This is a genomic window from Euryhalocaulis caribicus (assembly GCF_000412185.1).
GTDB classification, from domain to species: Bacteria; Pseudomonadota; Alphaproteobacteria; order Caulobacterales; family Maricaulaceae; genus Euryhalocaulis; species Euryhalocaulis caribicus.
This window is the reverse complement of the sequence record NZ_ASJA01000002.1, coordinates 14320-29328: the sequence shown is the minus strand read 5'-3', so window position 1 is coordinate 29328 and position 15009 is coordinate 14320. Positions and strand designations below refer to the sequence as shown.

Below are 15009 nucleotides of genomic sequence, written 5' to 3'. Positions count from 1 at the left end.
ACTCAAATACGGCGGATCGGGCCAGTATTATCCGATATCGGCGCGAAAAATCAGAACCAGTCGAATCCGTCCGGCGCAAGGGAATCGAAGGCCGCCGCATCGTCCGGTCCATCGCCGAACCGGGCCGCGATCTCCGCCATTTGCGCGTCGAGAGCGGCGGAAAAGTCCCGCGAATGGTCCGTCAGCGGTCGTTCCGGCGGAGGCGGGGCGGAGGAGGACGCTCCACCCTCCGGCGCTCCGGCCTTCTGGGCGGCCATTCGCGCCAGCATATCCTCGGTCAGCGGGGCGGTTTCCGGGGCCGCGACGGGCGTGAAGTCCGCGCGGCCATAGATGACATAAGCCTCGCCCGCGCCCTGCGCGCCAATCAGGATGTCATCGAAACCGTCCTGATTGATATCGCCGGCCGCGGCCACGCTCTCGCCCGCCCGGCCGCCGTCAGGGCCGGTAAAGACGACGCCTTCGTCCGCCTGTAGGTCCGACAGGTCCAGAATGCGCTGGCCGTCGATGACGGCGCCGAGCCCGGCTTCCGATCCGAAGACAAGGAAGGCGACGCCGGGCAGGTCGCCGCTATCGTCCGGCCGGGGCGCGCCAATAAGCAGGTCGCCGTATCCGTCGCCATTGACATCGCCCGCGTTCGAAAGGCTTTGCCCGGTGCGCATCTCGCCCTCCCGCCCGCGTATGATCAGGCCTTCGTCCTGGCTCAGGGTGGAAAGGTCGACGACCTGCTGGCCGTTCCCGTCCGGTTGGCCAAAGCCCTGATCGGCACCGTAGACAATATAGGCCTCGCCCACATCCTCGCCGTTATCGTCGCCGAACCAGGCGCTGAGCAGGATGTCGTCGAAACCGTCCTGATTGATGTCGCCGGTAATGGAAACCTTGTAGCCGGCCTGATCGCCCTGGGCGTCGCCCTGGATCAGAAATCCATCGGAGGCAGAGAAACCGCCAAGGTCGAAGATCTGCTGACCGTCCACGTTGGAGCCGAAAACCGCGCTCTTGCCGAAGATGACATAGGCGCCGCCCGTCGTCGGGCCTTCCGCATCCAGCCCGCGCGCGCCCACGACAAGGTCGTCAAACCCGTCGCCATTGACGTCGCCGCCCCCGGATACGCTCTGGCCTGCGGAGTCGTAGGAATCCTCGCCGTGGATGGCAAAGCCGGTTTCGCCGTCCAGAGACGCGGTGTTGAGGATCTGGCGCCCGTCACTATCGACGCCGAATCCCTGATCTGTGCCGAAAACGACATAGGATTCGCCAGCATAGGATTCCCGAAAATAATCCCCCCTGGAGCCAATGATTATGTCGTCGAAACCATCGCCATTGATATCGCCCGCATTGGCGGTGGACAGGCCCAGGCCGTGAAAATAGCCGTTGCTTTCGATGATGAAGCCTTCAGAGGCATCGAGATTCAGAAGATCGAGCGTCTGGCGGCCATCCAGATCAGACCCGAAGCCGCTGTCGGAGCCGAAAACGACATAAGCTTCGCCGCTGCTTTGGCCGCCTTCGACACGGGCGTTCGGCGCGCCCATGAGGATATCGTCAATGCCGTCCCCGTTTACATCGCCCAGGCTGGCGACGGATTCGCCCGGGGAGTCGGAGCTGGTTTCGCCGCGAATGAAAAACCCTTCGCTGGCGTCGATCATTGACGGATCGAAGACCTGTCTGCCGTCCTGAATGGCGCCCAGCGAGGTATTGCCGCCAAAGATTACATAGGAGCCGCCGGGCGCGCCGCCGCCCGGCTCACCGGCAACGCCGCCAATGATGAAGTCGGCAACGCCGTCATCATTGAAGTCTCCGCCCCCGGCCAGGCTGTTCCCCGCGCCGGGCGTCTGCACGACGAATCCGGCTTCAGGGGCAAGGCTCTCCAGACTGATCACGGGCGCGTCGCCGGCGGCGAAATGCAGCCCGCCATAAATGACATAGGCCTCGCCGGCGTTGACGCCGCCGTCATCCCCATGCTGAGCGCCTATGACGATGTCGTCATAACCGTCATTATTGATATCGCCCGCGGCTGAAGCGCTCCATCCCAGACGATCAAAGGGCGCGTCGCCCAGGATCTCAACGCCTTGCCCGGCAGACATCTCGGACAGGTCCAGAACCTGCCGGCCGTCTTCATCAAGTTCGAAAGCACGGGACGAGCCAAAAACCAGATAGGCCTGTCCCGATTTTTCGCCGGAGGGGCTGGCCTTGTGGGCGGCGACAATCAGATCGGCAAATCCATCGCCGTTGACATCCCCGGCGCCCGACACGCTGTATCCGAGATTGTCGCCTGCGACTTCACCCCGGATGACGATGCCCTTGTCGGAGGTCAGGTCCGAGAGATCTAGAACACGGCGGCCGCGGGTCGGATCGCCGATCAGTCCGTCATCGCCAAAGACCACATAGGCTTCGCCTGCGCCGGACCCGCCATCATCGCCCAGATGCGAACCCACGATCAGGTCATCGAACCCGTCGCCATTGACGTCGCCTGCCGCCGATATGTCGTACCCGACCTTGTCGCGTTCATCGGCGCCTTCGATGACAAATCCATCCGGCCAGGACAGCGCCGAAACATCGACCACCTGCCGGCCGTCTTCTGGCGCGCCGAATCCATCATCGCCGCCAAAGAGCACATAGACTTCGCCCGTCGCCGGTCCCGGGACATCGCTTTCCGGCGCGCTGACCATGAGGTCGGCGAACCCGTCCCCGTTGATATCGCCCGCCGTGGAGATATCGAAGCCGACTTCGGCCCCGTTATCGTCACCACGAATGACAAAGCCTTCATCGGGCGTGAAATTCGTCACGTCTATGAGTGAGCGCCCATATTCATCGGGCGACCCAAAGCCGCTGTCCGAGCCATAGATGACATAGGCTTCGCCGCTGCGCGGCCCGACCCCCGGCGCGCCAAAGGCGATATCGCCCAGGCCGTCGCCATTGATATCGCCGAGACCGGCCACGCTGTGCCCCGCGTCCTGATAGGGCGCATCGCCCCTGATCAAGAAACCTTCGGACGGGGACAGGTCCGTCAGATCAAGGATTCGCTGGCCGCCTTGTGTTTCGCCCGGCCCATCCGCCGCGCCAAAGATGACGTAGACCTCGCTGCCTTCCAGAGAGTCCTGACCCTCCCCCGCTGCGGCGACCACCAGGTCGTTGATTCCGTCGCCGTTCACGTCCTTTGCCGAGGAGACGCTGAAACCCGTGCTGTCATTGGCTTCATGGGCCTGGATGATCAGGCCCGCGCCGGCCGACAACCCTGTCAGGTCCAGAACCTGACGCCCACCGTCCGGCGCGCCGAATCCCTGGTCCGTTCCGAAAATCACGTAGGCCGCGCCGCCATCGCCTGCGCCGGGCGCGCCGACAACAAGATCGGCAAATCCGTCGGCGTTCAGATCTCCCGCGTCTGATACGTCATAACCTGCGCCGTTGCCTTCCGTATCGCCCTGAATGATGAAGCCGAGATCCGGCGGCAGCGTCGCCAAATCCAGAACCGGCGCCGCTTCTTTCAAGACGAAATCGCTTTCAAGCGGCGCATCGCCATAGATGAGAATTTCGAAATCGGCGTTGGCGTCGCCATCGATATCGGCCTGCAGGAGGGAGCGGCCGACCTGGTCGATGATGCGTAATTCGGCGCCGCTTCCGGAAAAGGCGGTGGCGATGAAATCGAAGCCCTGATTGCCGACGCGATTGCTGTCCGCATCCACCCCGAGAAGGTCGATAACATCGGCGCCGCTTTCGAAGTCGACAATGATGTCGCGGCCGCCGCCCCCCGCGGCGCTTTCCGCCGCGGTCAGATAGACAAAGCTGTCAGCGCCGCTTCCTCCGAACAGCACGTCTCGCGCCCGGCCGCCCAGCAGCGTGTCATCCCCGTCTCCGCCCTTGAGCTTGTCGGCGCCGGAGCCGCCATAGAGGCTGTCTGAACCTGTTTTTCCTTTGAGGACGTCATCGCCCGCGCCGCCGAAGAAGCGGTCCGCGCCGCTGGCGCCGAGAAGCTGGTCATTGCCGTCGCCGCCATAGGCGCTGTCATTGCCGGGCCCGGCGACGAGGGTGTCATTCTGCGCGCCGCCAAAGAGCCGGTCGTCGCCGACGCCGCCCTCGATCAGGTCCGAACCGGCTCCGCCGTAGAGAATGTCGGCGTTGCCGTTGCCGAACAGCTTGTCGTCGCCGTCGCCCCCGAAAAGCGTGTCGAGCCCGCCTTCGCCGAACAAACGATCCGCGCCGGTCTCGCCGAACAGCGTGTCGGCCCCGGCGCCGCCCTTGAGATTATCGTCGCCTTCGCCGCCATAGATGAGGTCCTGGCCCGCGTCGCCGCGCGCCAGATCCGCGCCGGCGCCGGCGCGATGCACGTCATCGCCATCGCCGCCGAACAGCATGTCGTTATCATCGCCGCCATAGAGATAGTCGCGGCCCGCGCCGCCCACCAGCAGGTCCGACCCCGCCTGGCCGTGCAGGGTGTCCGCGCCGGCATTGCCGTACAGCGAATCGTTTCCGGCCCCGCCATACAGATCATCGTCGCCCGCCGCGCCGTAAAGCTGATCCGCGCCGGTGTCCCCCACCAGCCGGTCATTGCCGTCTGTGCCATTGATAACCGACATACGGAATATCCCCCCGCCCGTACTTTTGATTGCAAACGCAGGTTAGTGCAGCCAGCGGCGCGGGGCCAGAGCGGGGAGGCGAAGATTGTCGCCGGTACGGTCAGCCGCCCGCGATTGAAACGGTGCGTTTCAGTGCCTCGTTACCGGGGCCCAGCGCGCCGGGCTGGAGACGGCCGGGCAGGAAGAGAACGTCGTAAAGTTCGCTGATCACGCCCCTTATGGTCACCGAATGGAGGACCGTGCCGGTCGCCAGTTCGATGAAATAGACGCCACAGCGCGGCTCCACCTTGCGCCGCTCCAGCTCGCCCTGAAGGGGCAGGCCGGAAAAGGTCTTGTTCTCGCGCGGCAGGGACAGGCCGACCGCCGCCACGCCGTTATGGATCGACAGGCCGCGCATATAGCCGGGGCAGAAGGCGACGGGCTCGAACCGGCCGGTGTCAGGGTCGACAAAGCCCAGCTCGCCCTGGCCGGAATTGCACAGCCATATCCTGCCCTCATGCAGGCGCGGGGAGTGCGGCATGGACAGGCCCCGGGCGATGACCTCGCCGGTTTTAACGTCAATCACCACGCCGCCATCGCGCCGGTGATCGCGCCAGCCGTCGAACGTGTCGCTCTCGGATATGGCCGTGACATAGCGCGGCGCGCCGTCTTCCATCGCCACGCCGTTCAGGTGACAGCGATCCTCCGCCTTCATTTCGGTGATGAAGGGCGGACGCCAGAGCGGCTTGAAACTGGCCGTCTCGCTGACCGTCGCCAGGCAGTTGAACAGCGTGTTGACGAAGACGGGCGGTTTTCCATCGGCGGCGATCAGGTCGTGCACGTCCAGATCGCCCGTAAAATAGCTCATCTGGGGGATATAGAAGGCGTCCCCCTCCACCCCGGCGGGCGCGGCGTTGCCGGCCATGGCGTCATTCAAACGGTAAATCTGGACATCGCTGGACACCCACAACGCATCCCCGTCCGCGGCCATGCCAAGGCAGCGGCCGAAATTGCGGTTGTGAACCCACAGAGAGCCGTCGGGCTTCACCCCGATAAACAGCAGCTTGCCCACCTGATAGGTGGTGAAGGCCAGCGAGGCCCCGAAATCGGCCAGCCATGAGGGGAAACCGCGCGAGGCGTCGATTTCAAGCGCAGGCTTTTCGGCGGTTTTCGTCCCGGTCATCGGCGCATCCTAACGGACATGCGCGGCTGGAAAAGCCGCAAACCGCCGCAAGCGATCAGAACCAGTCCGTATCTGGCGCCCAGCTGGCGAACGGCGCGTCTTCCCCGCCAAGGCCCAGCCCGAACCGCCCGGCAATCTCCGACATCTGTCCGGCCAGCGCCGCGTCCATGGCTTCGGAGAAATTGGCGAGCGGCGGCTCGGGCGGCGGGGCGGAGGTGCCGTTGGAGGGGAGGGGGTGATCCGGTTCTGTGCCGGATGCAGCCTGCCCGTCCTCGAAGGCGGCCAGATCCTTTTGTTCCGCAAGGAAAGCTTCCTCCGAGGAGAAATCTGACCGGCCATAGATAATGTAAGCTTCACCGGCGATGTTGCCGCCGTCATCGCCATTGCGCGCGCCGATCACAACATCGTCAAAACCATCATCGTCGAGGTCGCCAGCTCCGGAGACGCTCCACCCGGCGAGATCCCCGGTCATATCGCCCTGAATGATCACGCCTTCGGATGCCGTGAGCAGTGCAAGGTCAATGACTTGCCGGCCCGCATCGTCAGGCTGGCCAAACCCTGCGTCAGATCCGAATATAATATAAGCGGCGCCGGCGGAGTCGCCGCCTTCATCAGCATGGGGCGCGCCAATCACCATATCGGCGAAACCGTCACCGTTTACATCTCCGGCCCCGGAAACGCTGAAACCGGCGTCGTCTCCGCTCGCCGCGCCTTTTATGACAAAACCTTCCGACGCTTCCAGATAACGGCCGTCGACCTGAATACGTCCATAATTGTCCGTATCAGTGAAAGGCTGGCTGGTTCCGTAAATCACATAGGATTCGCTTGAACCAACAAGGAGATCATCGAATCCATCGCCATTCACATCGCCGGTAATGGAGACGCTTTGCCCGACACCGCTTGGTCCTGAAACAATCAGGAATCCGTCGTCCGCACCCAGATCGCCGACATTGATGGATTGCCGCCCGAGAGAATCCGGCGCGCCATACCCCTGGTCGCTGCCGAATATCAGGTAGGCGGCTCCAGCGCCGGAGACGCCATCCACTTCGGCGCCCGGCGCGCCTACGATGAGATCATCGAATCCGTCATTATTGAAATCGCCGCCGCCAGAAACGCTTGTTCCGGCGTCGTCAAACCATGACGCGCCTTCTATCACGAAGCCCTCGTCCGACCCCAGAGCGGACAGGTCCAGAGAGGACTGTCCGCCGGAAACCTGTCCGAAGCCTTCATCGGAGCCGAAAATGACATAGGCCGCTCCCGGGCGGGGAATGCTGTTGCCATGTTCAGCCCATCGCGCGCCGATAATCAGATCATCGATTCCGTCGCCATTGATATCGCCCGCGCCGGACACGCTATAACCGGGCTCCTCGCCCCCGGGCGCGCCAGTGATCGTGAAGCCCTCAGATGACGACATATTGGAGACATCCAGAACCTGGCGGCCGGCATCCGGTTGTCCGGGGGCGGTTTCGCCGCCAAACAGGATATAGACCTTGCCGTCACGGGAGCCGCTGACATCGGCGTTCGGCGCGCCGAACGCCAGGTCGGCCAGACCGTCGCCATTGATGTCGCCAAGCACGGAGACGTCGCCGCCAAGCTGCGCCTCGCCGCCGTCCTGAACAATCAGTCCCTCTGCTGCGGGGAGCGTGACCAGGTCAATAACCTGACGCGCTGAGGCATCGGGAGAGCCAAAACCTGAATCCGAGCCATATATGGCATAGGCCTCGCCACTCGCGGCGAGCAGCAGGTCATCGACGCCATCGAAATTCAAGTCGCCCCCGGCAGCCACGTTCACGCCGAGCTGTCCGAAAGCCGGGTCGCCCTGAACGATAAAGCCGTCGGCGGCGGAGAGCGTTGTAAGGTCGATAACGGGCGCTTCCACTTGGTCGGTGACGGTGAACTCGATTGTACGGGCGACCGTGGATTGGCCGTCCGTGACACTGATCTCCACCTCGTAGACATTATCGCCGTCAGCGTCCGCAGGGTTTTCAAAATCCGGCGCCGTCTTGAAATCCAGCGCCCAGCTGCCGTGAACAAGTTTGAAAAGGGAAGCGTCCGCGCCGCCGGAGACGAAATAGTCAAGCGGGTGATTATCTGGATCGGATGCGGTGACGAAATAGCCGGTCTGGACGTAATGTTCAGGGGTCGAGACTGACGCGGAAGAGGTGAAGGCGGGCGGCGTGTTGGGCCCCTGGTAGATATCCGTGAAATCAGCCCGGCCGAAGAGGACATAAGCTTCGCCGGCGTTGGTCCCGCCATCATCGCCCTGATAGGCGCCGATCAGAACATCGTCAAAGCCGTCGCCATTTATGTCTCCAGCGGCGGAGACATCGAACCCGGCGCGGTCTGTGCGTCCGTCGCCGTGAATGACGACGCCCTCGCTCGATGACAGGCCGCCCAGATCCAGAACCCGGCGGCCCTGTTCGTCAAGCGAGCCGAAACCGCCATTGGACCCGAACACGATATAGGCCGAACCCGCCTCTGCGCCTGCGGCCCCTGACAGTGGCGCGCCGACAAGGATATCGCCGAGACCGTCGCCATTGACGTCGCCAGCGTTCGATACCCGGTATCCGGCGAAGTCGTCCCCGGACGCGCCGCGAATGATGAAGCCCTCTGATGGCGCAAGCGCCGAAAGATCCATGTACTGACGGCCATCGCTATCCAGATAGCCAAATCCGGATTCCGAGCCGTAAATAACGTAGGTGTCGCCAAGATTCCGGATCACGTCCGGCTCGACGTAGATGTCGGCGTAAGGGGTAGCGATCAGAAGGTCATCGAAACCGTCATTATTGATATCGCCTGCAGACGACACGCTCCATGCGTGCCGCGCCGCTTCCTGTGAGGAGATCGTGAATCCCTCCTCAGGCGCCAGATTCGCCAGATCCAGCGTCTGACGCCCATCGCCGCCGGGCGCGCCGAAGCCCTGATCCGTTCCGAAAATTACATAGGCGTTGCCAGTAAGGGCCCCGTCATCGATGGCTGATGAAGCGTTCGGGGCGCCGATCACAAGGTCATCAAAGCCATCGCCGTTCAGATCGCCGGCTCCCGAAACGGTGAGTCCGGTCTCGGGGCTGTAGGCAGAGCCAGCCTCGCCTATAATGACGAACCCTTCCCCGGCTGTCAGCGTATCGTCGTCGAGCACCAGATCGGGAGTCCCCGCGTCAGCGTCCGGAGAGCCAAAACCCTGGTCAGTCCCGAAAATAACGATGGCCGCGCCAACGGAATCGCTTCCGCCGCCCTCATCCGGCGAGCCAATGACGAGATCGTCGAAGCCATCACCGTTCAGATCGCCGGCGCTTGAAACGGACCGGCCTTCAGTGGCGATCAGGAAACCTTCTTCCGAAGACATCGCGGAGAGGTCGAGCGTTTGGCGGTCGTGCCCCTCATGGTCGACCAATGCGCCGAAACCACTGTCAGACCCGAAGACGACATAGACGCCTTCGCTGGCGGCCCCCGCGATTACGAGATCGCCGAGCCCGTCGCCATTGATATCGCCCGCGGCGGACAAGCCGTTAAACTGGAAAGTGCGTGCAAAACTGTCTTGCAGCACGAAGCCTTCGCTTGCGGAAAGGCTTGTCAGGTCGATGACGTTACGATTGGAGGCGTCGATTGCTCCGAAGCCCTGATCGGTTCCGAAAATCACATAGGCTTCGCCGGTATAGTCGGGATCATTCGACTCGGCGCCCGGCGCGCCGATAATAATGTCTTCAAATCCATCGCCATTGACGTCTCCCGCCGCCGCAACATCCATACCGGCCGCGTCGAACGCCGCGTCTCCCTGAATAATAAAACCCAGATCCTGCCGTAACAGGGTGAGGTCTATCACCGGGGCGGGCCCGCCGAGATTTAGGTCATCCTCCACCGGCGCGTCGCCGAGGACGTAGATTGCGAAATCGGCGTTGCCGTCGCCGTCCGTGTCGCCCGCCACGAGGTTGCCGCCTGCGAGGGCGGAGATGGTGAGCTCGCCCGCCGTCCCGGAGAAGGCGCCGACGATCGTGAAGGCGTCATTCGCGCCGGTAGCGGCGATGGCGTCGATGCGGGAGAGGTCGATGCTGTCTTCGCCGCTGGTGAAATCCTTGATGGTGTCGCGCCCCGAGCCAAAGGGCGCGGTATCCGCTGCGCTGGAGAAGATGAAGCGGTCTGCGCCAGCGCCGCCGAACAGATTGTCGCCACCCGCGCCGCCGTCCAGCGCGTCATCGCCTGCGCCGCCGGTCAGGATGTCGCCGTCATCGCCGCCATGGAGCTGGTCATTGTCCGCGCCGCCGACGAGGTTGTCCGCCCCGGCTTCGCCATAGAGCCTGTCGCTGCCGGTTTCGCCGAGGAGCACGTCGTCGCCCGCGCCGCCCCTGACAACATCGCCCCCGGCTTCGCCCCGCAATGTATCATTGCCGCCATTGCCATAGAGCGTGTCCGCCCCGGACCCGCCACGCAGGAGGTCGCTATCGGCGCCGCCATAGAGCGTGTCGCCGCCCGCGCCGCCCTGCAGCACATCCTGGCCGGTCCCGCCAAACAGCTTGTCGTTTCCAGTGCCCCCGCGCAGCACGTCGTCGCCCTCATCGCCGAGCAGACGGTCTGCGCCGGCCCCGCCGATCAGCTGGTCATTGCCGATGCCGCCAAAAGCGCGGTCGTCGCCGTCCTGTCCAAAAAGGCGGTCCGCGCCGCTGTCGCCATAGAGACTGTCGGCGTCCGCGCCGCCCTTCAGGGTGTCGCCGCCATCGCCGCCGAACAGGTTATCGCGATCCGCGCCGCCGAGCAGGCGGTCCGCGCCGGCGCCGCCGAACAGATCATCCCAGCCGGTGAAGCCGATCAGGAGGTCGTTGCCCTCGCCGCCGAACAGGTCGTCATTATCCTCGCCGCCATTCAGCGTGTCGGAGCCGGTTCCGCCATAAATCTGGTCGCGGCCGCTTTCCCCGAACAGCAAGTCATTATCCGCCCCGCCGACGATGAAGTCATAGCCGTTCCCGCCGCGGATCTTGTCGTTCCCGGCGTCACCCAGAAGATAATCGTCGCCGGCGCCGCCCTTGATCGTATCGTCGCCCGCGCCGCCCTCAATGGTATCCATGCCGCCGCCGCCAACGAGTTCGTCGCCGCCCGCGCCGCCGTCTATCTGGTCGTTATCATGGCCGCCGACGATGAAATCGTCGCCGCCGAGACCGGAAAGGTCGTCATTTCCGCTTTCGCCATAAATGAGGTCGTCGTCTTCCGAGCCGACCAGAGTGTTGTTATCGGCGTCGCCCATCAAAAGCGCCATGTGAAATCCCTGCCTGTCCCGCCCCTCAAAGATTGCGCACGCAGGTTAGTGCAGCCTGTGGGAGAGGGCCAGACCGGAATGGCTGTTCGGGGCGCTTCCTAGCCCGGCGTGATTTCGCCGGTTTCGACGCGGAACATCTGAGCGTCGGTCGTGAAGGCTTCGAACAGGCGGGATTCGACGCCGGTGAGCCAGGCCTGGGCGCCAAGATCGTTCAGTTCGGCGATCAGGGCGGCGCGGCGGTCGGGGTCGAGATGGGCCGCGGCCTCGTCGAGCAGGACGATCGGGCCGATGCCGTGATCGGCGGCCAGGGCGCGGGCCTGGGCGAGGATCAGGCCGGTGAGAAGGGCTTTCTGTTCCCCGGTGGAGCATTGCGCGGCGGGGGCGTCTTTTTCCCGGTGGGTGACGCGCAGATCGCTGCGGTGCGGGCCGGACAGGGCGCGGCCCGCCGCGGCGTCGCGGTTGCGGGCCTCGGCCAGCTTGCGGGTGAAGGACTCCGCGATCGTTTCCGGCGTTTCGCCCGCCAGCGCGGCCTCTTCCAGCGCGCCGTCCAGCGCCAGCGCGGCGGTGGGGAAGGCGGTGTCGGGCGAGGCGGCGATCTGTTCGGCGAGGCGGGAAAGCGTGCGGGCGCGGGCGGCCGCCATGGCGGCGCCGGACTCGGCCATGCGGGCCTCCAGCGCGCCGAGCCATGAAGGGTCGAAAACATTGTCGTCCAGCAGGCGCTGGCGCTCCCGCATCGCTTTTTCGTAAGTGCTGGCGTTGCGGGCGTGATCGGGCGCGGCGGCCAGAGTCAGGCGGTCGAGAAAGCGGCGGCGGTCGCCCGGCGGCCCCATGAACAGGCGGTCCTGCGCCGGAGTCAGCCAGACCATCGGGATCAGGGCGGTGAGATCGGCGGCGGGGGCGTTGGTTCCGTCAATCTTGACGATGCGGCGATTGGGGGCCTCGGGCGCGACGCCGGTGGTGATCTCATGCGTCTCGCCTGCGCGCGCGATCGTCGCGGCGACGCCCCAGGCGGGGGCGGTCTCGCCATTCCCGGCGCGGCGGAGCGAGTCCAGTTTCGCCCGGCGCAGGCCGCGGCCGGGGGAGAGCATGGAAACCGCTTCGAGGAGATTGGTCTTGCCCGCGCCATTGGGCCCGGCCAGCGCCACGGGGCGCGCGTCCAGCGCCAGTTCGGCGCGGGTATAGTTGCGGAAATCGGTCAGCCGCAGCCGGGTGATGGCAAGGGAGCGGGTCATGCTGGCGCCCCTTCTATCCCCTCGCGCGGGCGAGGAGACGGAGTTTCATCGGGACAGAAAAACTCAGACCCGCAGCGGCATCAGGACATAGAGGGCGTGTTCGTCCGCGGAATCCTTGACCAGTGCGGGAGAGGCCGAGTCCTGGAAGAGGATATCGACCGTATCGCCCTCGATCTGGCCGGCGACGTCCAGCAGGTAACGGGCATTGAAGCCGATATCGATGGCGTCAAAGCCGTAAGTGACCATCAGTTCCTCGGTCGCCTGCCCGCTTTCGGGGTTATTGACCGCCAGGGTCAGCGTATCCTCGGCCAGCGAGAGCTTGATGGAGCGCGATTTCTCGACAGAGATCGTCGCCACGCGGTCCACGGCGTTGGCGAAGACTTTGTTCTCGATGGTCATGCGCTTGTCGTTCTCGCGCGGGATCACGCGCTCGTAATCGGGGAAGGAGCCGTCGATCAGCTTGGAGGTCAGCGTCGCGCCGCCGATCTGGAAGCGGATCTTGGATTCGGAGACCGAGACCTCGACCTCGTCATCGGCGTCGTCGACCAGGCGGCGGACCTCCTGCACCGTCTTGCGGGGCACGATGACCGCCGGCATTCCGGACGCGCCGTCCGGCATGGCGGTCTCCGACAGGGCCAGACGGTGGCCGTCAGTCGCCACCGCGCGCAACAGCGACGCGCCCTCCGCCTCCATGGCGTGCAGATGGATGCCGTTGAGATAGTAGCGCGTCTCCTCGGTGGAGATGGCGAAGCGCGTCTTGTCGATCAGGCGCGCCAGCTCGCTCGCCTCGACCTTGAAGTCATGGCTCAGCCCCTCGGCGCTCAGGACCGGGAAGTCGGACGGCGACAGCGAGGGCAGCGAGAATTGCGAGCGCCCGGCCTTGATCTGCAGGCGGGGATCGCCGGAGGTCATGGAGATTTCCACCTCCGCGCCCTCGGGCAGCTTGCGCACGATTTCATAAAGCGTGTGGGCGGGGGCGGTGGCAGATCCGCCGGACTCGATGTCCGCGGAAACCGTCTCCGTGATCTCCAGATCCAGGTCCGTGGCGGCGAATTTCAGCGCGCCGTCTTCAGCGGACAGCAGCACATTGCCCAGTATCGGAATGGTGTTGCGGCGCTCCACCACATTCTGGACGTGGCCCAGTGTGCGGATAAGCGCGGCGCGGTCGATCGTCAGCTTCATGAAGGGTTCTGCGCTTGGTTCTTGGTTGACGGGTTAAAGGCGAATCGCCCCCGCGCAAGACAGGCGCGGGGGCGGGAGAATAACGAAAATCACCGCCGCGCGAAGCCCTTTTTCCGCATTTCCTCCCGCGCCCGGCCTGTGCGGACGCGGGGCGGCAAGGCGCGCCGCCCTAGCGCTCCAGCAGGCGGATCAGCGCGTTGACGTCGTCATGCACGGCCGGATCGTTCTCCATCAGATCGCTGATGCGGCGCACCGCGTGCAGCACCGTGGTGTGATCCTTGCCGCCGAAACGCCGCCCGATATCGGGCAGGGAGCGCTGGGTCATCTGCTTGGACAGATACATGGCGATCTGGCGCGGACGGGCGATGGCGCGGGCGCGGCGCGGCGACAGAAGCTCCGGCACTTTCAGATTATAATAGGACGCCACCTGTTTCTGGATGCGGTCCACCGTGATGCGGCGCGTGGCGGCCACGGCGTAATCCGACAGGGCGGCGGTGACGGTTTCGGTCGTCGCCTCGCGCCCGATCAGCAGGGTGCGGGAAACCACCGTGTTCAGGGCGCCGATCAGTTCGCGCGGAGAGCCGGTGACGCGGGCGGCGATGAAATCGCACGCCTGATCCGGCAGGGCGAAGCCGGGATAGGTGCGCTGAAGGTCCAGCACGGCGCGGTCCAGGATGCGGCGGCGCAGATCCAGATCCGGGCATTCGACATCGCAGCGCAGGCCGCCGACCAGCAGGGAGCGCACGCGCTCGTCAATGCCGTCCAGCTCGCCCGGCTTGCGGTCGCCGGTGATGACCACCTGGCGGCCGTCCTGAATGAGATCGGCCAGGGTATGGTAGAATTCCTCCTGCGTGACCGTCTTGCCGGCCATGATGTGCAGGTCGTCGACCAGCAGAAGGTCGGTGTTGCGCACCGTTTCCTTGAAGGCGCTGGTGTCGCGGTTCTTCATCGCCGACAGGAAGTCGCTCGTGAAGCGTTCGCCCGTCAGATAGGTGATGCGGCGCTCCGGATCGCGCTCGCGGCTTTCATTCTGGATGGCGCGCAGCAAGTGGGTTTTGCCCATGCCGTAGCCGCCATGGATATAGACCGGGTTGAAGCGCGCGGCGGCGTCGCCGGAAATCTGGCGCGCCACGGCGGCGGCGACTTCATTGGCCGGGCCGACCACGAAATTCTCGAAGGTGCGGTCAATGCGGGCCGGGGGGCGCGGCTCGGACAGGCCCGCGCCCGATCCTCCGCCGGACGCGCCGCCCGCGGCGGCGGCGGGACGGGAAGCGGCGACCCGCAGGGCGGGCGGATGCGCCATGCCGTCGGTGACCTCGAACCGGACCATGCGGTTCTGCGAATCCAGACCGGCCCAGTACTCGCGAATGCGGAAGCCGAAATTCTGCTCCACATACTCGCAGCAAAAACGGTTGGGAGCGGAGATGCGCACGGTGCGGCCATCAATTTCAGAAGCCTGAAGGTTGGCGATCCAGGACAGGTAAGTCTGCTCGCCAAGTTCGCTCTTCAGGCGACCCTTGATCGCCTCCCAGACGCTCTCTACCGCCATTGATATATCGGCTCCCTTTGACTGCCCGCCCATTGAATTCCCCCTTGCCCGGCGCGCCTTGGACGGCACGC

General features: G+C 64.7%; 6 protein-coding genes. All 6 read right to left on the bottom strand.

The features are described from left to right. Nucleotides 1-50 precede the first annotated feature (50 nt). The 6 genes from L338_RS16215 to dnaA all read right to left on the bottom strand — a co-directional run bounded on the left by L338_RS16215 (nucleotide 51) and on the right by dnaA (nucleotide 14938). The gene (locus tag L338_RS16215) at nucleotides 51-4565 is read right to left on the bottom strand and encodes an FG-GAP repeat protein (RefSeq protein ID WP_022696666.1); all 4515 of its coding nucleotides are present in this window, start codon (nucleotides 4563-4565) and stop codon (nucleotides 51-53) included. A 100-nt stretch (nucleotides 4566-4665) separates the two neighbouring features. Next, nucleotides 4666-5727, bottom strand: a complete 1062-nt coding sequence (locus L338_RS01890) for a TIGR03032 family protein (RefSeq protein WP_022696665.1) — start codon at nucleotides 5725-5727, stop codon at nucleotides 4666-4668. Nucleotides 5728-5782: 55 nt separating this feature from the next. Continuing rightward, on the bottom strand, nucleotides 5783-10975 hold the full coding sequence (locus L338_RS16210; protein WP_022696664.1) for an FG-GAP repeat protein: 5193 nt from the start codon (nucleotides 10973-10975) through the stop codon (nucleotides 5783-5785). A gap of 98 nt (nucleotides 10976-11073) precedes the next feature. Next, a complete protein-coding gene (recF, locus tag L338_RS01880; RefSeq protein ID WP_022696663.1) occupies nucleotides 11074-12207 on the bottom strand; it encodes a DNA replication/repair protein RecF in 1134 nt (377 codons plus the stop codon). 63 nt (nucleotides 12208-12270) lie between these two features. Continuing rightward, a complete protein-coding gene (gene dnaN, locus L338_RS01875) occupies nucleotides 12271-13389 on the bottom strand; it encodes a DNA polymerase III subunit beta (protein ID WP_022696662.1) in 1119 nt (372 codons plus the stop codon). Between the two features lie 169 nt (nucleotides 13390-13558). Then, the gene (dnaA, locus tag L338_RS01870; RefSeq protein ID WP_022696661.1) at nucleotides 13559-14938 is read right to left on the bottom strand and encodes a chromosomal replication initiator protein DnaA; all 1380 of its coding nucleotides are present in this window, start codon (nucleotides 14936-14938) and stop codon (nucleotides 13559-13561) included. Between the last annotated feature and the right edge of the window lie 71 nt (nucleotides 14939-15009).

Bases quoted from the DNA above. Each gene is read 5' to 3' on its own strand.
- L338_RS16215 (WP_022696666.1), bottom strand. From the start codon at position 4,565: ATGTCGGTTATCAATGGCACAGACGGCAATGACCGGCTGGTGGGGGAC.
- L338_RS01890 (WP_022696665.1), bottom strand. From the start codon at position 5,727: ATGACCGGGACGAAAACCGCCGAAAAGCCTGCGCTTGAAATCGACGCC.
- L338_RS16210 (WP_022696664.1), bottom strand. From the start codon at position 10,975: ATGGCGCTTTTGATGGGCGACGCCGATAACAACACTCTGGTCGGCTCG.
- recF (WP_022696663.1), bottom strand. From the start codon at position 12,207: ATGACCCGCTCCCTTGCCATCACCCGGCTGCGGCTGACCGATTTCCGC.
- dnaN (WP_022696662.1), bottom strand. From the start codon at position 13,389: ATGAAGCTGACGATCGACCGCGCCGCGCTTATCCGCACACTGGGCCAC.
- dnaA (WP_022696661.1), bottom strand. From the start codon at position 14,938: ATGGCGGTAGAGAGCGTCTGGGAGGCGATCAAGGGTCGCCTGAAGAGC.